The sequence below is a fragment of the Embleya scabrispora DSM 41855 genome, from assembly GCF_000372745.1.
Lineage (GTDB): Bacteria > Actinomycetota > Actinomycetes > Streptomycetales > Streptomycetaceae > Embleya > Embleya scabrispora.
Window position 1 is genome coordinate 357,473 of sequence record NZ_KB889675.1, and the last position, 18,243, is coordinate 375,715.

General features: G+C 71.5%; 19 protein-coding genes. 8 read left to right on the forward strand and 11 right to left on the reverse strand.

The window, feature by feature from the left end:
• Window positions 1-22: 22 nt before the first annotated feature.
• Window positions 23-745, forward strand: a complete 723-nt coding sequence (locus A3IC_RS62715) for a Trp biosynthesis-associated membrane protein (protein ID WP_079026708.1) — start codon at window positions 23-25, stop codon at window positions 743-745.
• 14 nt (window positions 746-759) lie between these two features.
• Here the strand turns inward: A3IC_RS62715 and era are convergent, their stop codons facing one another.
• From era to hrcA, 11 genes are all read right to left on the reverse strand, one after another.
• The gene (gene era / locus A3IC_RS0126880) at window positions 760-1,710 is read right to left on the reverse strand and encodes a GTPase Era (RefSeq protein WP_079026692.1); all 951 of its coding nucleotides are present in this window, start codon (window positions 1,708-1,710) and stop codon (window positions 760-762) included.
• Window positions 1,711-1,792: 82 nt separating this feature from the next.
• Complete coding sequence (locus A3IC_RS0126885) at window positions 1,793-2,161, reverse strand: hypothetical protein (RefSeq protein ID WP_020553170.1); 369 nt, start codon at window positions 2,159-2,161, stop codon at window positions 1,793-1,795.
• Between the two features lie 97 nt (window positions 2,162-2,258).
• Complete coding sequence (locus A3IC_RS0126890; RefSeq protein ID WP_245599511.1) at window positions 2,259-3,584, reverse strand: hemolysin family protein; 1,326 nt, start codon at window positions 3,582-3,584, stop codon at window positions 2,259-2,261.
• A 51-nt stretch (window positions 3,585-3,635) separates the two neighbouring features.
• Entirely contained in the window at window positions 3,636-4,109 is a 474-nt protein-coding gene (gene ybeY, locus A3IC_RS0126895; protein ID WP_020553172.1) for an rRNA maturation RNase YbeY, read from the reverse strand.
• Window positions 4,110-4,114: 5 nt separating this feature from the next.
• The gene (locus A3IC_RS0126900; protein ID WP_020553173.1) at window positions 4,115-5,281 is read right to left on the reverse strand and encodes a PhoH family protein; all 1,167 of its coding nucleotides are present in this window, start codon (window positions 5,279-5,281) and stop codon (window positions 4,115-4,117) included.
• Window positions 5,282-5,378: 97 nt separating this feature from the next.
• On the reverse strand, window positions 5,379-6,290 hold the full coding sequence (locus tag A3IC_RS0126905) for a ribonuclease Z (protein ID WP_020553174.1): 912 nt from the start codon (window positions 6,288-6,290) through the stop codon (window positions 5,379-5,381).
• Between the two features lie 7 nt (window positions 6,291-6,297).
• Entirely contained in the window at window positions 6,298-6,660 is a 363-nt protein-coding gene (locus A3IC_RS0126910) for a histidine triad nucleotide-binding protein (protein ID WP_040877240.1), read from the reverse strand.
• A 73-nt stretch (window positions 6,661-6,733) separates the two neighbouring features.
• Window positions 6,734-7,474 carry a 16S rRNA (uracil(1498)-N(3))-methyltransferase gene (locus A3IC_RS0126915; RefSeq protein WP_020553176.1) on the reverse strand — a complete coding sequence of 247 codons (741 nt, stop codon included), beginning with the start codon at window positions 7,472-7,474 and terminating at the stop codon, window positions 6,734-6,736.
• Entirely contained in the window at window positions 7,471-8,538 is a 1,068-nt protein-coding gene (locus A3IC_RS0126920; RefSeq protein WP_086018486.1) for an NAD(P)H-dependent flavin oxidoreductase, read from the reverse strand. The genes A3IC_RS0126915 and A3IC_RS0126920 overlap by 4 nt, the downstream gene beginning before the upstream one ends.
• 180 nt (window positions 8,539-8,718) lie before the next feature.
• On the reverse strand, window positions 8,719-9,849 hold the full coding sequence (gene dnaJ, locus A3IC_RS0126925) for a molecular chaperone DnaJ (RefSeq protein WP_026218790.1): 1,131 nt from the start codon (window positions 9,847-9,849) through the stop codon (window positions 8,719-8,721).
• A 2-nt stretch (window positions 9,850-9,851) separates the two neighbouring features.
• Window positions 9,852-10,868 carry a heat-inducible transcriptional repressor HrcA gene (hrcA, locus tag A3IC_RS0126930; protein WP_026218791.1) on the reverse strand — a complete coding sequence of 339 codons (1,017 nt, stop codon included), beginning with the start codon at window positions 10,866-10,868 and terminating at the stop codon, window positions 9,852-9,854.
• 150 nt (window positions 10,869-11,018) lie between these two features.
• Between hrcA and A3IC_RS0126935 the strand changes: the two genes are divergently transcribed.
• The 7 genes from A3IC_RS0126935 to A3IC_RS0126960 all read left to right on the forward strand — a co-directional run bounded on the left by A3IC_RS0126935 (window position 11,019) and on the right by A3IC_RS0126960 (window position 18,243).
• A complete protein-coding gene (locus A3IC_RS0126935; RefSeq protein WP_020553180.1) occupies window positions 11,019-11,774 on the forward strand; it encodes an MBL fold metallo-hydrolase in 756 nt (251 codons plus the stop codon).
• A gap of 29 nt (window positions 11,775-11,803) precedes the next feature.
• Window positions 11,804-12,634 carry a DUF3097 domain-containing protein gene (locus A3IC_RS0126940; protein ID WP_020553181.1) on the forward strand — a complete coding sequence of 277 codons (831 nt, stop codon included), beginning with the start codon at window positions 11,804-11,806 and terminating at the stop codon, window positions 12,632-12,634.
• 56 nt (window positions 12,635-12,690) lie between these two features.
• Window positions 12,691-12,783, forward strand: a complete 93-nt coding sequence (locus A3IC_RS73665) for a putative leader peptide (RefSeq protein WP_355531453.1) — start codon at window positions 12,691-12,693, stop codon at window positions 12,781-12,783.
• 242 nt (window positions 12,784-13,025) lie between these two features.
• Window positions 13,026-14,612, forward strand: a complete 1,587-nt coding sequence (locus tag A3IC_RS0126945) for an ABC transporter substrate-binding protein (protein ID WP_020553182.1) — start codon at window positions 13,026-13,028, stop codon at window positions 14,610-14,612.
• 3 nt (window positions 14,613-14,615) lie between these two features.
• Window positions 14,616-15,560, forward strand: coding sequence for an ABC transporter permease (locus A3IC_RS0126950; protein ID WP_020553183.1), 945 nt, complete (start codon window positions 14,616-14,618; stop codon window positions 15,558-15,560).
• Window positions 15,557-16,423, forward strand: coding sequence for an ABC transporter permease (locus tag A3IC_RS0126955; protein WP_020553184.1), 867 nt, complete (start codon window positions 15,557-15,559; stop codon window positions 16,421-16,423). Before A3IC_RS0126950 ends, A3IC_RS0126955 begins: the two co-directional genes overlap by 4 nt.
• On the forward strand, window positions 16,420-18,243 hold the full coding sequence (locus A3IC_RS0126960) for a dipeptide ABC transporter ATP-binding protein (protein ID WP_020553185.1): 1,824 nt from the start codon (window positions 16,420-16,422) through the stop codon (window positions 18,241-18,243). The genes A3IC_RS0126955 and A3IC_RS0126960 overlap by 4 nt, the downstream gene beginning before the upstream one ends.

Genomic DNA, 18,243 nt, shown 5'->3' on the forward strand with positions numbered 1-18,243 from the left:
GATCCTCCTACGCTCACTGACCATGAGCTACGACAATCAGGGCCCATACGGACCACAGCCGGGTCAGGGCCAGCCCGGCGGATACCCCCAGCAGGGCGGGCCGGGCTACGGACAGCAGCCGCCGCAGCAGTACGGACAGCAGCCCCCGCAGTACGGCCAGCAGCCGCCGCCCGGGTACGGGCAGCAGCCCAACCCCTACGGCCCGCAGCCCGGATACGGGCAGCAGCCGGGCGGATATCCGCCGCCCACGCCGAGCGGAGGCGGCATGGGCGGCGGGTTGGCGCCGTTCGCGCCGGGGGCGATCGCCGGGGCGATCGGTGCGCTGCTGGTCGTCATCGGGTCGTGCCTGGTTTGGGTCAAGCTGGAAAACCGGGGCGAGTCGGAGACCTACAAGGGGCTCGACGGAGACGGTGTCTTCACGCTGATCGCGGGCATCCTCGTGGTCGCCTTGTTCGCCGCGGGCGTCCTGCTCCGTAAGGCGCCGTTGGCCGCTGTCGCCGGAGTGCCCGCGCTGGTGGCGTTGGGCTTCGCCATCTGGAACGTGGCCGACAAAACCCGAGTGATCATGGACAAGGAGGACGTTGCGAGCAGCCGCAAGGACCAGGTGGAGAAGGTGGTCGAACAGTTCGGCAGCACCGGATTCGGCCTGTGGATGGTCCTCGCCGGTGCCGTGATCGCACTGGCCGCAGCCGCCTTCGTGCTGCTCACGGCGAAGCGGAACCAGCCGAGCCCCTACGGCCGCTGACCCACCCGCTCCGCTCAGAACCCGAGCTTGCGCAGCTGCTTGGGGTCGCGCTGCCAGTCCTTGGCCACCTTCACGTGAAGGTCCAGGTAAACGGGCGTCCCAAGCAGCGCCTCGATGTGTTTGCGGGCGCGCGTGCCCACATCCTTGAGCCGCGCGCCCTTGTGCCCGATCACGATCGCCTTCTGGCTCGGCCGTTCGACGTAGAGATTCGCGTGCACGTCGAGCAACGGCTTGTCCGCGGGGCGGTCCTCGCGCGGGATCATCTCCTCGATGACCACCGCGAGGGAGTGCGGAAGCTCGTCCCGCACGCCCTCCAGGGCCGCCTCGCGGATCAGCTCCGCGGCCATCACCATCTCCGGCTCGTCGGTGAGCTCGCCGTCCGGGTACAGCGGCGGGCCCGCCGGCAGCAGCGGCACCAGCAGGTCGGCGACCAGGGTCACCTGGCTGTCGCCGACGGCGGAGACCGGGATGATCTCGGCCCACTCGATGCCGACGTCCTCGCCCATCTTCTGCACCGCGAGCAATTGCTGGACCAGCGTCTGCTGATCCACCAGGTCGGTCTTGGTCACGATCGCGACCTTGGGCGTGCGCTTTGCCTCGGCCAGTTCGGCCGCGATGAACCGGTCGCCGGGGCCGACCTTCTGGTCGGCCGGGATACAGAAGCCGATCACGTCGACCTCCGCCCAGGTGGCCCGGACCAGGTCGTTCAGCCGCTGACCGAGCAGCGTGCGCGGCTTGTGCAGGCCGGGGGTGTCCACCAGGACGAGCTGGCCGTCGGGCCGGTGCACGATGCCGCGCACCGTGTGGCGGGTGGTCTGGGGGCGGCCCGACGTGATCGCCACCTTCGTGCCCACCAGCGCGTTCGTCAGGGTGGACTTGCCGGCGTTGGGGCGGCCCACGAAGCACGCGAAGCCCGAGCGGTGGACGGGCGCGGAGGGGTTAGGGCGATCACTCATGGGTGACATTGTCGCTCAAGACGCGAGCGTTCCTTGCGTCGCGGGTGTGGCCGTCGTCCGAAACCGGCCTCGGGCGGTGGTGGACCGGACCTCAAACGGTCGTGACGGCGCGCACGGCCGCGTCCGGGCCGGCCGACAGGATCGGCGTACCGGCGCCGCCGAGATCGCGCACCGCGGCCCGGTCGGCCTCGGTCACCGCGGCCCCGGTGGTCGCGGCCCCGACGATCGCCGCCGCCTCCAGACCACGCGCGCCGCCCGCGACCGCCATCGCGACGGCCGTGCGCAGCGCCGACAGCTCCAGCGAGGGCAGCGCGACCGTGGACGCCGTGTAGGTGCGTCCGGTCTCGTCGCGCACGGCCGCGCCCTCGCTCGCCCCGTTGCGGGCCCTGGTGGCCCGGGCCAGGGTGACCAGCTTGGCGTCCTCGGGGTCGACGGCGAACTCGGGCGTCTCGGCGCTCACGGGGGCTCTCCTGTTCGGCGCGGTACGGGTGCCGGCACACCCTAACTCGCCGACGTGCCGGGGCCGCACCCGAGGCGGCGGCCCACACGAGGGCCCGTCATCGGTGGCGATCGGCCTCGGCACGTGCGTCGGCGGTCGACGGGTCGTCCCGGCCCGCCTCGGCCCGGCCGACCACGATCGTGCCGACCCGGTTGCGCCGGCCCGACGGGCTCTCCGCGATCAGCCGCAGGCCCTCGACCACGGCCGTCGCGCCCGGGATGGGCACCCGGCCGAGCGCCTTGGCGAGCAGACCGCCGACGGTCTCCACGTCCTCGTCGTCGAGTTCCAGGCCGAACAGCTCGCCCAGCTCGTCCACGGGCAGCCGGGCGGTGACCCGGAAGGTGCCGTCGGGCAATTGCTCCACCGGCGCGGTCTCGGTGTCGTACTCGTCGGTGATCTCGCCGACGATCTCCTCGAGGATGTCCTCGATGGTGACCAGCCCGGCGGTGCCGCCGTACTCGTCGACCACCACGACCATGTGCGTGCGGTCGGCCTGCATCTCGCGCAACAGGTCGTCGGCCGGCTTGCTGTCCGGCACGAAGGTCGCGGCGCGCATGATCGAGTCGACTCGCTCCTTGGCCCAGCCGGGATCGCCCGTCGTGCTGCGCCGGGCCAGGTCCTTGAGGAAGACGATGCCCACCACGTCGTCCTCGTTCTCGCCGATCACCGGGATCCGCGAGTAACCGCTGCGCAGCGCCAGCGACATCGCTTGGCGCAGCGTCTTGTGCCGTTCGATGAAGACCATGTCCGGTCGGGGCACCATCACCTCGCGCACGATGGTGTCGCCCAGTTGCAGCACCGAGTGCAACATCTCGCGCTCGTCGTCCTCGATCAGCGAGTCCTTCTCGGCCAGGTCGACGAACGCGCGCAGTTCGGCCTCGGAGGCGAACGGCCCCTCCCGAAAGCCCTTGCCGGGCGTGAGCGCGTTGCCCAGCAGGATCAGCAGTTTCGGCAGCGGCCCGAGCACGCGGGCGAGTCCGAACAGCACGGGCGCGCCGATGGTGGCCACGCTGACCGGGTGTTGGCGGCCGACGGTGCGCGGGGACACCCCGACCGCGACGTAGGACACCACGACCATGATGCCGATGGTGACCAGCACCGCCTGCCAGGTCTCGGCGAAGTCGTCCACGCACACGACGGTGACCAGGACGGCCGCCGACACCTCGCACGCGACCCGCACCAGCAGGGCCAGGTTGAGATATCGGGCGGGGTCCTGAACCACCGTCAACAGGCGCTTGGCGCCCCGGCGTTGCTCGCGGACCAGTTCCTCGGCGCGGACTCGCGAGATCCGCGAGAGGGCGGTCTCCAGACAGGCGAAGAGGCCGGCCACGACGACCAGCACGACCGCGCCGACCACGAGTTGCAGCACGCTGTCAGCGGGCACTGCCGCCCCAGTGCCGGTTCCGGCTCGGGGCGGATGTATCCGGTGGCGGGATCATCCGCGGTCTCCCGCGGCGCGACGGGCCTCCCGCCAGGATTCCAGCAACTCCTTCTGGATCGCGAACATCTCGCGCTCCTCGTCCGGCTCGGCGTGGTCGTAGCCGAGCAGGTGCAGCACGCCGTGCACGGTGAGCAGGTGCAGTTCGTCGTCCATGGAGTGGCCGGCCGCCGCGCCCTGGCGCTGCGCGACGGTCGGACACAGCACGACGTCGCCGAGCAACCCCTGCGGGGGGTCCTCGTCGGCCTTGCCCGGACGCAGTTCGTCCATCGGGAAGGACATCACGTCGGTCGGACCGGGCAGGTCCATCCATTGGATGTGCAGTTGTTCCATCGCGGGTTCGTCCACGATGACCACGGACAGTTCCGCCAGTGGATGGATGCGCATACGGTCCAGCGTCCACCGGGCGACGTCCACGATCGCGTGTTCGTCCACCCCCGTGCCGGACTCGTTGGCGATGTCGATGGACATGGCCTTCAGTTCACTTCCCGTTCCACTGTTTGCATGTTCACGGTGTGCTTGCCCCGACCGTTCTTCTCGGCCTGCCGCCGACCACGCGACCCGGGCATGCCACCGTTGCCGGAGTCGCCGTTCGCGTGACCGTCGGCCTCGACCCGGATGTCGTAGCGCGCGTAGGCGTCCACGATCCGGCCGACGAGCTTGTGTCGGACCACATCCTCGCTGGTGAGGCGGCAGAATGCGATGTCGTTCACGCCACGCAGGATCTCCTGCACCACGCGCAGCCCCGATTGGGTGCCGCCGGGCAGGTCGACCTGGGTCGTGTCGCCGGTGACCACCATGCGCGAGCCGAAGCCCAGCCGGGTCAGGAACATCTTCATCTGCTCGGCCGAGGTGTTCTGCGCCTCGTCCAGGATGATGAACGCGTCGTTCAACGTACGGCCGCGCATGTAGGCGAGCGGGGCCACCTCGATGGTGCCGGCGGCCATCAGGCGCGGGATCGAGTCGGGGTCGATCATGTCGTGCAGCGCGTCGTAGAGCGGGCGCAGGTACGGGTCGATCTTCTCGTAGAGCGTGCCGGGCAAAAAGCCGAGCCGCTCGCCCGCCTCGACCGCCGGGCGGGTCAGGATGATCCGGGTGACCTGCTTGGACTGCAGGGCCTGGACCGCCTTGGCCATCGCCAGGTAGGTCTTGCCGGTGCCCGCCGGGCCCAGGCCGAACACGATGGTGTGTTCGTCGATCGCGTCCACGTAGCTCTTCTGGTTGAGCGTCTTGGGACGGATCGTGCGGCCGCGGTTGGACAGGATGTTGAGGGTCATCACCTCGGCGGGGCCGTGCCCGTCGCCCGAGCGCACCATCGCCACCGAGCGCTCGACCGCCTCCTCGTTGAGCGGCTGGCCGGTGCGCACGATGACCAGGAGTTCGTCGAAGAGCCTGCGGACCAGCGCCACGTCGGCGGCGGTGCCGGAGACGGTGACCTCGTTGCCGCGGACGTGGATGTCGGCGTCGGGGAACCCCTGCTCGACCACTCGCAGGAACGAGTCGCCGGAACCGAGGAGCGCCACCATGGGGTGCTTGGCGGGGATCGTGATCTTCGCCTGGGCCTGCGCGGTCGGAGTGTCGCGCGTGCTCTCGCGCGCGGTGTTCTCGGAGCTCGCGCCTCGCGCGTTCGTCGTGGGAGCCATGGGCGGCCTTGGCGGCCTGATCACGCCTCATTTCCGTGCTCGGGAAGCGGTTCGATGCTGCTCAATGGTAACTCTCCGGACCCGGCGGACCCGGGGATTATTCCGGCACCTGCCGCCGCCCGGGGACCTCGATCCGGTCCAGGTCGTGCGCCGCGACGGTGTCCGGGAAAACCTCCCGGGCCTGCTCCAGGAGCGGTGCCACGTCGGTGTAGCGCTGCGAGAAGTGGGTCAGCACCAGCCGGCGCGCGCCCGCCTCGGCGGCGATTTCCGCCGCCTCGCGCGCGGTGAGGTGGCCGACCTCACGGGCGAGGGCGGCGTCGCCGTCGGCGAACGTGGACTCGCACACGAGCAGGTCCGCGTCGCGCGCGAGCTCGACCGCGGCCGGACACATCCGGGTGTCCATCACGAACGCGAACTTCTGCCCGGGGCGAGGCGCGCTGACCTGTTCGAGGGTGACCTCGCCGACGCGGCCCTCGCGCTGGATCCGGCCCACGTCGGGGCCGGATATGCCGTGTGCGGCGAGCCGCTCGGGCACCATCCGACGGCCGTCCGGCTCGACCACGCGGTAACCGTACGACTCGACCGGGTGGGAGAGCCGGCGCGCCTGCAGGGTGAACGGCCCGGCGGGCAGTTCGACGTGCTCTCCCGCCAGCGGGTGCTCGATCAGCACGGCGGTCTCGTGGAAGGCGGTCGCGTGGTGCAGTCGGTCGAACCACCGCTGTCCGCTCGCCGGGTAGTGCGCGGTCACCGGGTGCGGGACCCGGTCCAGCGACATGCGTTGGATCACGCCGGGGAGGCCGAGGCAGTGGTCACCGTGGAAGTGCGTGACGCAGATCCTGGTGATGTCGTGCGCGGCCACCCCGGCGTGCGCCATCTGCCGCTGGGTGCCCTCCCCGGGGTCGAACAGCAGCCCTTCGCCGTCCCAACGCAGCAGGTAGCCGTTGTGGTTGCGCTGCCGTGTCGGGGCCTGGCTCGCGGTGCCGAGGACGACGAATTCCCTGGTGGACACTCGACGACTAACCGGGAGGCCAGCTCAGCCCGCGACCGCCGAGCAGGTGCGCGTGCACGTGGAAGACGGTCTGGCCGGCGCCGGCGCCGGTGTTGAAGACTATCCGGTAGCCGGCCTCGGCGAGGTCCTCCGCGGCTGCGACGACCGCCGCCTCGGCGAACAGGACACCTGCCAGTTCGGGTGCCTCGGCGCCCAGCTCGCCCGCGTTGGCGTAGTGCGCGCGCGGAATGACCAGGACGTGCGTGGGCGCCTGCGGGTTGATGTCCCGAAAGGCCACCACGTCCTTGGTCTCGTGGACGATCGTGGCCGGGACGTCGCCGGCGAGGATCTTGCAGAACAGGCAGTCGGCCTGGGGTTCCCCCGCAGCCATGGGTGCCTCCATCGGGTCCGAGTCGATCACGGGCAATCGCCCCCGATCGTAGTCAGGTGTACCGGCCGACGCGTCAGCTCCAGCGGCCGGATCGGGCCAGCAGGACGGACGCGGCCGAGACGCCGGCGGTGGAGGTGCGCAGCACGGTCGGTCCCAGGCGGTACGCGCTCGCGCCGGCGGCGGCGAAGGCGGCCAGTTCCTCCGGGGACACCCCGCCCTCGGGGCCGACCACCAGGACCAGGTCGCCCTCGGTCGGCGTGGCGGCGGTCGCGATCGGCGCGTGGGCCGACTCGTGCAGGACGCCCGCGAACGCGGCGTCACCCAGCAGTGCCGCGACCTGACGGGTGCTCATCGGCTCGGTGACCTCGGGCAGGTGCAGCCGGCGGGCCTGCTTGCCCGCCTCGCGGGCGGTCGAGCGCCACTTGGCCAGCGCCTTGGCACCGCGCTCGCCCTTCCACTGGGTGATGCAGCGGGCGGCGGCCCAGGGCACGATCACATCGACGCCGACCTCGGTCATCGTCTCCACCGCGAGTTCGCCGCGGTCGCCCTTGGGCAGCGCCTGGACCACCACGATCCGGGGCGCGGGGGCGGGTTCCTCGGTGCGCGAGTCGACGTCGACGTAGAGCGTGTCCTTGCCCTCGGTGCGGTTGACCGTGCCGTGCACGGCCAGTCCGGCGCCGTCGGCCAGGACGATCGGCTCACCGGCGACGAGGCGGCGCACCGTGACGGCGTGTCGGCCCTCCGCGCCGTCCAGGACGACCTGCCGGCCGTGCCGGATGGCCTCGCCGGGGGCGAGGAAGACGGGGGCGCTCAAGCACTTGCCTTTCGGGTGGCGGCCATCTCCTCGACGAGCCGGCTGATCACCTCGGCGGCGGGCTCCTCGCGGGCGAGGCGCCAGCCCTGACCGGCCCACAGGGCCAGGCCGTGCGCCTGGCCCCGCGCGGCGGCGGCCTTGCGGATCGGCGAGACCAGGTGATGGACGTAGGGGTAGACCCCGGGGGCCTCGGCTTCGTGGCGGGCCACGAAGCCGTTGTGCAGTCCCCTGGCCCAGCGGCCGGAGAACGCGCGGGTGAGCACGCTGCGGTCGAAGGCCGGATCGGCGAGTGCGGCCTTGTGCGCGGCGGGGGCGATGGCTTCCGGGCAGCGCAGGAAGGCGGTGCCCAGTTGGGCGGCGCTCGCGCCGGCGAGCCGCACCGCCTCGATCTGCCGACCGGTCATCAGGCCGCCCGCGGCGATCAGCGGCAGCTCGGTTCCGGCGGCGACCAGGGTGAGCAGGGTGAGCAGGCCGTACGGGGCGGGGGCGTCGGGGTTGGCGAAGCCGCCCTGGTGGCCGCCGGCCTCGGCGCCCTGTACGCACAGCGCGTCGACCCCGGCGTCGGCGGCGACGCGGGCCTCCTCGGGCGTGGTGACGGTGGCCACGGTCAGCGTGCCGGCGGCCCGCAGCGCGGTGATCGCGTCCGGGTCGGGCAGGCCGAAGGTGAAGCTCACCACCGGGACCGGGTGGGCCAGCAGCAGCGCGAGCTTGGCGTCCCAGTCGTCGCGTTCGCAGCCGGGGGCGGGCGTGCCGACGGTGCCGCCGTAGTGCGCGGCGGCCCGGGCCAGCGAGGTCGCGTAGCGCCGGGTGAGCTCGTCCTGGGCCCGGGTGGGCGCGGGGTGCGGCATGAACGCGTTGACCCCGAACGGCGCGTCGCCGATCAGCGCGCGCAGTTCGTCGATCTCGGCGGCCAGCGCGTCGGCCGAGCGGTATCCCGCCGCCAGGAAGCCGAGCCCGCCCGCGCGGGTGACCGCCGCCGCGAGGGCGGAGCCGGCCGCACCGGCCATCGGCGCCTGCACGATCGGCAGCGCGGTCAGCCGGGTGGGGTCGGTGGTGGTCGGCATCATGCTCCCCGGTTGCTCGAAGACGGCTCGGCTCGCGTCACCCGGTCAAGCCTAGGGTGTGTCCTCGGCCCGAACCCGCGTCACATTCGTCAGAGCGCCGGACGGGCCGATTTCGGCCCGTCCGGCGCCTGGGGACATCACGGCTCACCCACCGACACACCCGCGCGCGCCGCGCATGGGTCAGCGACCGTTGAACGCGTCCTTGAGCCGGGAGAACAGGCCCTGCTGGCCCGGCGTGAACTGGCCGGAGGGCCGTTCCTCGCCGCGCAGCTTGGCGAGCCGGCGCAGCAGCTCCTCCTGCTCGGGGTCGAGCTTGTTCGGCGTCTGCACCTCGACGTGCACGACCAGGTCGCCTCGGCCGCCGCCGCGCAGGTGGGTGATGCCGCGTCCGTGCAGCGGGATCGACTGGCCCGACTGGGTGCCCGGGCGGATGTCGATCTCCTCGGTGCCGTCCAGCGTCTGCAACGGCACCTTGGTGCCCAGCGACGCCGCCGTCATCGGGATGGTGACCGTGCAGTGCAGGTCGTCGCCGCGCCGCTGGAAGGTGGTGTGCGGAACCTCGACGATCTCCACGTACAGGTCACCGGCCGGTCCGCCGCCGGGGCCGACCTCGCCCTCGCCCGCGAGCTGGATCCGGGTGCCGCTGTCCACGCCCGCCGGGATCTTGACGGTGAGCGTGCGCCGCGCGCGGATCCGACCGTCGCCCGCGCACTCGGGGCACGGGTGCGGGACCACGGTGCCGAAGCCCTGACACTGCGGACACGGCCGCGACGTCATGACCTGGCCCAGGAAGGACTTGGTGACCTGGCTGACCTCGCCGCGCCCGCGACACATGTCGCAGGTCTGCGCCGAGGTACCCGGGGCCGCGCCCTCGCCGTTGCACGTGTTGCACGTGACGGCGGTGTCCACCTGGATCTCCCGGGTGGTGCCGAACGCGGCCTCTTCGAGGGTGATCTCGATGCGGATCATCGCGTCCTGGCCGCGGCGCGTGCGCGAGCGCGGTCCGCGCTGGCTGGCCTGGCCGAAGAACGCGTCCATGATGTCGCTGAAGCCGAAGCCGGCCTGGCCGAAGCCGCCGCCCGCGCCGCCCCCGGAGGACAGCGGGTCGCCGCCGAGGTCGTACATCTGTCGCTTCTGCGGGTCCGAGAGGACCTCGTAGGCGTTGTTGATCTCCTTGAACCGGTCCTGCGTCTTCGGGTCCGGATTGACGTCCGGGTGCAACTCCCGAGCGAGCCGGCGGAAGGCCTTCTTGATTTCCTCCGGGGTGGCGTCCCGCCGCACCCCGAGGACCTCGTAGTAATCGGTAGCCAACTCTACGACTCCGCGAGGATCTGTCCGACGTACCGTGCCACGGCGCGCACCGCTCCCATCGTTCCGGGGTAGTCCATTCGGGTCGGCCCGAGCACCCCGAGCTTCGCCAGCGTTTCCTGCCCACTGCCGTATCCGACGGCGACCACCGAGGTCGCGGCCAGTCCTTCGTGCATGTTCTCGTGTCCGATCCGCACGACCATGCCCGGGTCGGTCGCCTCGCCCAACAGGCGCAGCAGCACGACGTGTTCCTCGAGTGCCTCCAGGACCGGGCGGATCGTGTTCGGGAAGTCCATGCCGAAACGGGTCAGGTTGGCCGTCCCGGCCAGGACGACCTTCTCTTCCTTGTGCTCGACCAGGGTGTCGAGCAGGGTGGCCAGGATGCCCGCCACGATCGGCCGTTCCTCGGCGGTGAACGGCTCGGCGAGATCCTGGACCAACAACGGCACATCGGCGAACCGCTTGCCGGTGATCCGGCTGTTGAGTCGGGCGCGGACATCGGCGAGCAGGTTCTCGCCGACCGGGCCCGGCGTGTCCATCACCCGCTGCTCGACCCGACCGGTGCTGGTGATCAGCACGAGCATCACGCGCGTGGGCGCGAGGGTGAGCAACTCGACGTGCCGGATCGTCGAGCGGGTCAGCGAGGGGTACTGCACGACCGCGACCTGATGGGTCAGCTGCGCCAGCAGCCGCACCGTCCGGCCCACCACGTCGTCCAGGTCCACCGCGCCGGCCAGGAACGTCTGGATCGCCCGGCGCTCGGCGCCGGACAGCGGCTTGACGCCCGCGAGCCGGTCGACGAACAGCCGGTAGCCCTTGTCCGTGGGCACCCGACCGGCGCTGGTGTGGGGCTGCGTGATGTAGCCCTCCTCCTCCAGCGCCGCCATGTCGTTGCGAATGGTGGCCGGGGAGACCCCGAGATTGTGTCGGTCCGCGAGCGCCTTGGAACCCACCGGTTCCTGGGTCGCCACATAGTCCTGCACGATGGCACGCAGCACGTCCTGCTTACGATCGTCGAGCATGGTGCGCACCTCCCTGACCCGTTCTTCCACCCGTTGCCGTGTCCCGTCGGCGGCGGTTCGTCCCGCTGGTTGGCACTCCGTCCCGCCGAGTGCCAGTGTACGGGTCACCCGATCCGGACCGTACCCCTGCGTCCGTGCCAAGGTTGACGCATGCTACGCGCCGAACAGCCGAAACACGCCACCTGGGAGCCGATCGCACCGGGCGTCCTGCGCCGCCGGCTGCCCGGCTTGGAGCTGAATGTGGCGGTCGTCACGGGCCGCGACGGGATCCTGCTCGTGGACACCGGTTCGCACGACCACGAGGCCGCCGAGTTGTTGGCCTCGCTGGCCCGCGAGCTGCCCACACACGGATTGCCCGACCGGGTGGTCGCGGTGGTGAACACGCACGGTCACTTCGACCACTGCTACGGCAACGCCGAGGTACTGCGCGCCTTCCCCGACGCCGAGATCTGGGGTCACGCGGACCTGCCGGACTACCTGGAGCGGTACGCCGACGCCGGTCGCGCGAGCGGCATCTCGCACGGCTTCGACCCGGACCTGATGAACGCCGCGCGGATCGTGCCGCCGACGCGTGCGGTGGCCCGAGAGCAGCCGGTGACCATGGACCTGGGCGGGCGCGAGGTGGTGCTGTACGCGCCGGGCCGCGGCCACACCGACCACGACGTGGTCGTGCACGTGCCCGACTGCGGTGTGCTGATCGCCGGCGACATGGTGGAGGAGAGCGGGCCGCCGGTGTTCGGCTCGGACGCGTTCGCCGCCGAGTGGAGCGATTCGCTGGGTCGGGTGCGGGCACTGGACGCGAGCGTCTGGCTGCCCGGGCACGGCGCGGTGGTGGACGAGGAGTTCGTGATCCGGCAGAACCTCTGGCTGGCCGAGGTCGCCGCAGGGCGCGTCGTACCGGACTGACGTACCGTCACCCGGCTAGCGTCACTTCCATGCGCAGCTATGGACCCGAGTCGCTGATTCCGGGATGGAAGAAGGACAAACCCGTCCCCGAGGTCGAGGCCGAACGCGATCTGGTGGTGGAGGAGGTGTCCACCGGCTTCTGCGGCGCGGTGGTTCGGGTGGAGAAGACCCCCGAGGGCTTCACCGTCACACTGGAGGATCGGCACGGCCGGCTCCGGGTCTTCCCGCTGGATCCGCGCGGGTTCTCGATCGACGGTGAGGTCGTCACCCTGATCCGCCCGCGTACGCCGGGACCCGCGCGCGCTCCCGGGCGCACCGCGTCGGGTTCGGTGGCGGTCCGGGGCGCCCGGGCCAGGGTGGCACGGGCCGGCCGGATCTATGTGGAGGGCCGGCACGACGCCGAACTGGTCGAGCGGGTGTGGGGCGACGACCTGCGGATCGAGGGCGTGGTCGTGGAGTATCTGGAGGGAGTCGACGATCTCCCGGCGCTGGTGCGCGAGTTCGCGCCGGGCCCGGGTCGGCGGCTGGGCGTGCTGGTGGACCACCTGGTGCCCGGCTCGAAGGAGAGCCGGATCGCCGCGCGGGTCACCGGCGATCAGGTGCTCGTGGTGGGACACCCCTATATCGACGTGTGGCAGGCGGTGCGGCCGGCGTCGCTGGGCATCGCGGCGTGGCCGGACGTACCGCGCGAAGTGCCGTGGAAGGAGGGGGTCTGCGCGGCGCTCGGCTGGCCGGTGGACCCGCCGCGGGCATGGCGTCGGATCCTCGCGGCGGTGGATTCGTACCGCGACCTGGAGCCGGCGCTGCTGGGAAAGGTGGAGGAACTGATCGATTTCGTGACAGCACCGTCCGAGATGTGAGACGCGGGCGAATTGTTCGTTGACCGCCGCCGCAGCCGGCTGCGACTCTCCATTTCGTGAACCACCGTGACGTCAGCCTCGTGACGCGCCGCCACGTCGACCTTCGTCGACAGGCGAGCGCGATCTGTGCCGTCCGGCCCGTCCGCTGACCGGAGTTCCGCACTCCCGGTAGGACCACCCCCGAACCGCGCGTGACCCACACGATCGGTGCGCCCACGCGCACCTGATCCCGCTCCGCGCCGCGCGATACCCCCCGTTTTCCGCACCCGACCGGGTACGGCCGACCCCTGCCCGGGTCCGCCGGCGGTCTCCCTTGCCACGCCCTCATGCCGCTCGCGTCCGATCCGGCCGCGGTTCGGCATGCGCGTACGCCTGCCTTCCAGGAGCACGAATGTCTGTTTCACCCGCCTTCGCCGACACGTTGACCCGCCGCCGGCTCGTCCAGGGAATCGGCGCGGGCGCCGCCCTGCTCGGCCTCGCCGGATGCCGTTCGGCAGTGGATCAGGACAAGGCGGCGCCGGCCGGGGCACAGGCCGGGCCCAGGCGCGGCGGCACGCTCAAGGTCGCCACCCTCGCCGACCTGACGCCCGCCCTGCTGTTCACCCAGGGTCCGATCTTCAGCATCCATCGGCTGGTCTTCAACACCCTGACCCGCTACGCCCCCGGCGGGCTCGATCCACAACCCGAACTGGCCACCGCGTGGCAGATCGCGCCCGACGGCAAGGCGATCACACTGACCCTGCGCGAGGACGTCACCTTCCACAACGGCCGCCCGTTCACCGCCGAGGACGTGGTGTTCGCGGTGCGCAACCTGCAGAACCCGCAGCGCAGCGCCCAGTTGCGGGCAACCGCGCTGGCCGTCACCGGCTTCGACATCGACTCGCCGCATCGGATCACGCTGCGACTCGCCCATCCCGTGACGAACATCTTCGACCTGTTCGAGTTCATGGTGATCTCCGCCAAGGAGTCGGTCGAGGACGCGGTGCTCGGCAGGAACGTGGTCGGCACCGGCCCGTTCGTATGGAAGACCTGGACCCCTGGCACCTCGCTGGTACTGGAACGCAACCCGAGGTACTGGGTGCCCGAGCGGCCCTATCTGGACGCGGTGGAGATCCGGGTGGTCCCGCAGCCGGACGCGCTGATCGCCTCGCTGCGCAGCGGCCAGAGCCACCTCGCCGCCGGCCTCGGCGGACGCGACATCGCGCCGCTGCGCGAGGACAAGGCGTTCAACCTGCGTGAGTACGACCAGGGTTCGGGCAACATCTACCTCGGCGTGAACACCTCGGTCGCACCGCTGGACGACAAGCGGGTGCGCCAGGCGCTGTCCTTCGCGGTCAACCGCGATCGGATCGTCAAGCAGGCCCTGGGCGGCTACGGGCTCGCCTCGGCGGCGCCCTGGCCCAAGACCTCGCCGGTGTACACCGACGCGGACGCGAATCGGTACCCCTACGACCCGACCAGGGCCAAGGCGCTGCTGGCCGAGGCCGGCCACGGCGGCGGCCTGGACCTGCCGCTGGCGTTCTTGAGCACCGCCCCGGCGGTGGCCCAGATGGTGCAGTTCGACCTGGCCCAGGTCGGCGTCAAGACCACCCTCGAACCGCTGGACCCGGCCAAGTTCCAGGCCCAGTTGATCGCCCAGACGATGCCGGCCCTGTGGACCGGCACCCACGGCTTCGCGTCCAACCAGCCCGCCACGCTCGCGGTCAGCGCGTACCCGTTCAACGAGGCCAAGAACACCTCGAAGTTCACCGACCCGCAGTACACCGAGATCGTGCAACGCGCCTGGAACCAGACCGACGCACGCTCGGCCGCGGCCAAGGCCGCCTACGCCGAGCTGAGTCAGGCACTGCTGGACCGGCAGTTCATCATCGACCTCGCGGTGCTGACCAACGTGCAGCCGGCCACCGCGAATCTGCGCGATGTGCGACAGAACCGCTACAACGCGACCGTCCTCGACGACGCGTACCTGGCGGGCTGAGCGATGACCGGATATCTGCTGCGCCGACTGCCCTCGGCACTGCTCGTCCTGGTGCTCGCCTCGTTCGCGATCTTCGCCATCCTGCGGCTGATCCCGGGCGATCCGGCGACCACGCTCGCGGGCTCCGACCCCTCTCCCGACACGATCGCCGCGATCCGCGCCGACCTCGGGCTCGACCGGCCGTTCCTGGCCCAGTACTTCTCCTGGATCGGCGATCTGCTCTCCGGCGATCCGGGCCGGTCGTACCTGATCGGCGGGCAGATCACCGACCTGATCGGGGATCGGTTCGGCAACACCCTCGCACTGGCGATCGGCGCCCTGGTGCTGATGCTGGTGCTCGGCCCGATCCTGGGCGTGCTCTGCGCCACCGCCCGAGGCCGTGTCCCGCGGGCACTGCTGGGCGCGGTCAACTCGGTGTCGCTGACCGTGCCGGTGTTCGTCACCGGGGTGCTGCTGGTGCTGCTGTTCGCGGTGACCTGGCGGCTGCTGCCGCCGGGTGGACACCAGTCGATCGTGGCCGACCCGGTGATCGGGTTGCAGTACCTGGTGCTGCCCGCGCTGTGCCTGGCACTGCCCGGCTCCGCGGTGATCGCCCGCTACATCAAGGACGGAGTGCTCCAGGCGCTCGGCGAGGACTACGTGCGCACCGCCCGCTCGCTGGGCGTGTCCCGGCGGCGGATCCTGTGGCGACACGCGCTGCCCAACGCCCTGCCACCGGTGCTGACCGTGCTCGGCATGCAGGTCGGCGCGCTGCTGGGCGGCGCGGTCGTGGTGGAGGCGCTGTTCGCCTGGCCGGGCCTGGGCCAGCTCGCCGAACAGGGCGTCGCCCGCCGTGACTACCCGGTGGTGCAGGCGCTGTTGTTGCTGCTCGTCGGGGTGTACGTGCTCGTCCAGTTGCTGACCGACATCGCCTACGCGCTGCTCGACCCGAGGGTGAGGCTGGGATGACCGCCGCGGTAGTCACCAAGGCGCCGGTGGTCGCCGCGCCCGCGAAGCGGGCTCGCAACCCCTATGTACAGGGCCTGCTCACGCCGCGCGGGATCACCGGGCTGATCGTGGTCGGCCTGGTGGTCCTGCTCGGCTTGGCCGCGCCGCTGCTGACCTCGTACGCACCCACCTTCCAGACCTCGAACGCGCTGCTGCAACCGAGCGGGGAACATCCGCTGGGCACCGACGAGATCGGCCGCGACCTGTGGTCGCGGGTGCTGTTCGGAATCCGCACCGACCTGATCGTGGTGGTGAGCGCGGTACCGCTGGGCGCGCTCGCGGGCTGCCTGCTCGCGCTGGTGTCGGTGGCGTCGCGCTGGGCCGACGTGCTCGTCCAGCGCCTGTTCGACGTGGTGCTCGCCTTCCCCGGACTGATCCTGGGCCTGACCGTGACCGCCGTCCTGGGCGCCGGCACAAGCACGGTGATCGTGGTGATCGCGGTGGTCGAGGCCCCCGCGTTCGGCCGCATGTTGCGCGGCGCGATCCTGTCCCACCGCGAGCGCGAGTACGCGTTGGCGGCCCGGGTCGGCGGCGCCGGACCGGCCCGGCTGCTGGTTCGGCACATCCTGCCCAACGCGGCCGACCCCCTGGTCGTGCAGATCGCGGTGTCGTTGTCGATCGCGGTGATCGTCGAGGGCGCGATGAGCTTCATCGGGATCGGCGTGCGCCCGCCGGAGCCCTCGCTCGGCTCGATCGTCAGCGGCTCGGTGATGCACCTCCAGGACCATCCGATCTACGCCATCGGCCCGCTCGTCGCGATCAGCGCGTTCGTGCTGGGTCTGAACCTGCTCGCGGAAGCACTCAACAAGGGGGTCCGGCGATGACCGTCACGATCGACAAGCCCGCCGAAGTCCGCGCCGCCATCCCACTGCTGGCGGCACACGACCTGCGGGTGGTGTTCGACTCGGCCCGCGGCCCGGTGCACGCGGTGCGCGGCGTGGACCTGGACCTGGCCGCCGGCGAAATGCTCGGCATCGTCGGCGAGTCCGGCTCCGGCAAGTCCACGACCGCGCTCGCACTGGCCCGCATGTTGCCGCCCGCGGGCCGGATCACGGGCGGATCGGTGCTGCTGGACGGCGACACCGACCTGGTCGCGGCCTCCGAGGCGGCGCTCACCGGGGTACGCGGGCGGCGGATCGGCATGGTCTTCCAGGACCCGATGACGTCGCTGAACCCGCTGCTGACAGTGCGCCGACAACTGGACGAGGCGCTGCGCGCGCACGGGTTCGGCGACCGCGGGGCGCGCCGGGCCCGCTCGATCGAGCTGTTGGAGCTGGTCGGCATCCCGGGTGCCCGGCTGCGCGGCTACCCGCACCAGTTCTCCGGCGGCATGCGTCAGCGGGTGATGATCGCGCTGGCCCTGGCCAACCGACCCGACGTGCTGATCGCGGACGAGCCGACCACCGCGCTGGATCCGACCGTGCAGGCGCAGATCCTGGAGTTGCTGGACACGCTGCGCCGCGAACTGGGCACCGCAGTGCTGCTGATCACGCACAACATGGGCGTGGTCGCCGAGCGCTGCGACCGGGTCGCGGTGATGTACGGCGGCCGGGTGGTCGAACAGGGTCCGGTCGCCGAAGTGCTCAGCGCGCCCCGACACCCGTACACCGCCGGGCTGTTGCGCGCGGTGCCGCGTCTGGACACGCCCGCCGGCACCCGGCTCGCGGGTATCCCCGGCACACCGCCGGACCTGGCGCTGCCGGTGCTCGGCTGCGCGTTCGCAAACCGGTGCACCGCGGCCGTCGACCGGTGCCGAACCGAGCAACCGGACCTGGCCCCGGTCACCGACACCGCGCGGACCGCGTGCTGGGTGCCATCGACCGAGGCATCGGCTCACCCGCTCGAACCGATCGTGCGCAGGGCGCCGGATCCGACCTCGCCGGTGCTCGAAGTGAGCGGCGTGTCCAAGACGTTCCGCTCCCGGGGGCGGCCGGCGGTCTCCGCGCTGACGGACGTGGACCTGGTGCTGTATCCGGGCGAGACGCTCGGCGTCGTCGGCGAGTCGGGCTCGGGCAAGTCCACCCTGGCCCGGGCGATCGTCGGCATCCACAAACCCGATCGCGGCGTGATCCGGGTGGCCGGCAAGGGCCGGCTCGCCCGCGAGGTGCAGATGGTCTTCCAGGACCCGTACGCCTCGCTCAACCCCAGGATGACGGTCGGCGACATCGTCGCCGACCCGCTGCACGCCCAACACATCGGCACACCGCTGGAACGCCGGGCACGAGTACTGGAGTTGCTGGAGCGCGTCGGCCTGGATCCGGCCGTCGCCTCCCGCTTTCCCCGCGACTTCTCCGGCGGGCAGCGGCAACGGATCGGCATCGCCCGGGCGTTGGCACCGGCGCCCTCGGTGCTGATCTGCGACGAGGCGGTCTCCGCGCTGGACGTCTCGGTGCAGGCGCAGGTGGTCAACCTGCTCGCCGAACTCCAGGCCGATCTGGGCCTGGCGCTGCTGTTCATCGCCCACGACCTCGCGGTGGTGCGCTCGATCAGCCACCGGATCGTGGTGCTGCGCGAGGGCCGCGTGGTGGAGACCGGCCCGGCCGACGATCTGGTCGCGCATCCGCAGGACCCCTATACGAAGGCCCTGTTGGCCGCCGTCCCCTCCCCCGTTCCGGCCGCCATGCGCGCGGCCGAGGCAGCCTGA

Coding starts and splice junctions, on each gene's coding strand:
- A3IC_RS62715 (WP_079026708.1), top strand. CDS start 23: ATGAGCTACGACAATCAGGGCCCATACGGACCACAGCCGGGTCAGGGC.
- era (WP_079026692.1), bottom strand. CDS start 1,710: ATGTCACCCATGAGTGATCGCCCTAACCCCTCCGCGCCCGTCCACCGC.
- ybeY (WP_020553172.1), bottom strand. CDS start 4,109: ATGTCCATCGACATCGCCAACGAGTCCGGCACGGGGGTGGACGAACAC.
- A3IC_RS0126900 (WP_020553173.1), bottom strand. CDS start 5,281: ATGGCTCCCACGACGAACGCGCGAGGCGCGAGCTCCGAGAACACCGCG.
- A3IC_RS0126910 (WP_040877240.1), bottom strand. CDS start 6,660: ATGGCTGCGGGGGAACCCCAGGCCGACTGCCTGTTCTGCAAGATCCTC.
- A3IC_RS0126920 (WP_086018486.1), bottom strand. CDS start 8,538: ATGCCGACCACCACCGACCCCACCCGGCTGACCGCGCTGCCGATCGTG.
- hrcA (WP_026218791.1), bottom strand. CDS start 10,868: ATGCTCGACGATCGTAAGCAGGACGTGCTGCGTGCCATCGTGCAGGAC.
- A3IC_RS0126935 (WP_020553180.1), top strand. CDS start 11,019: ATGCTACGCGCCGAACAGCCGAAACACGCCACCTGGGAGCCGATCGCA.
- A3IC_RS0126940 (WP_020553181.1), top strand. CDS start 11,804: ATGCGCAGCTATGGACCCGAGTCGCTGATTCCGGGATGGAAGAAGGAC.
- A3IC_RS0126945 (WP_020553182.1), top strand. CDS start 13,026: ATGTCTGTTTCACCCGCCTTCGCCGACACGTTGACCCGCCGCCGGCTC.
- A3IC_RS0126950 (WP_020553183.1), top strand. CDS start 14,616: ATGACCGGATATCTGCTGCGCCGACTGCCCTCGGCACTGCTCGTCCTG.
- A3IC_RS0126955 (WP_020553184.1), top strand. CDS start 15,557: ATGACCGCCGCGGTAGTCACCAAGGCGCCGGTGGTCGCCGCGCCCGCG.
- A3IC_RS0126960 (WP_020553185.1), top strand. CDS start 16,420: ATGACCGTCACGATCGACAAGCCCGCCGAAGTCCGCGCCGCCATCCCA.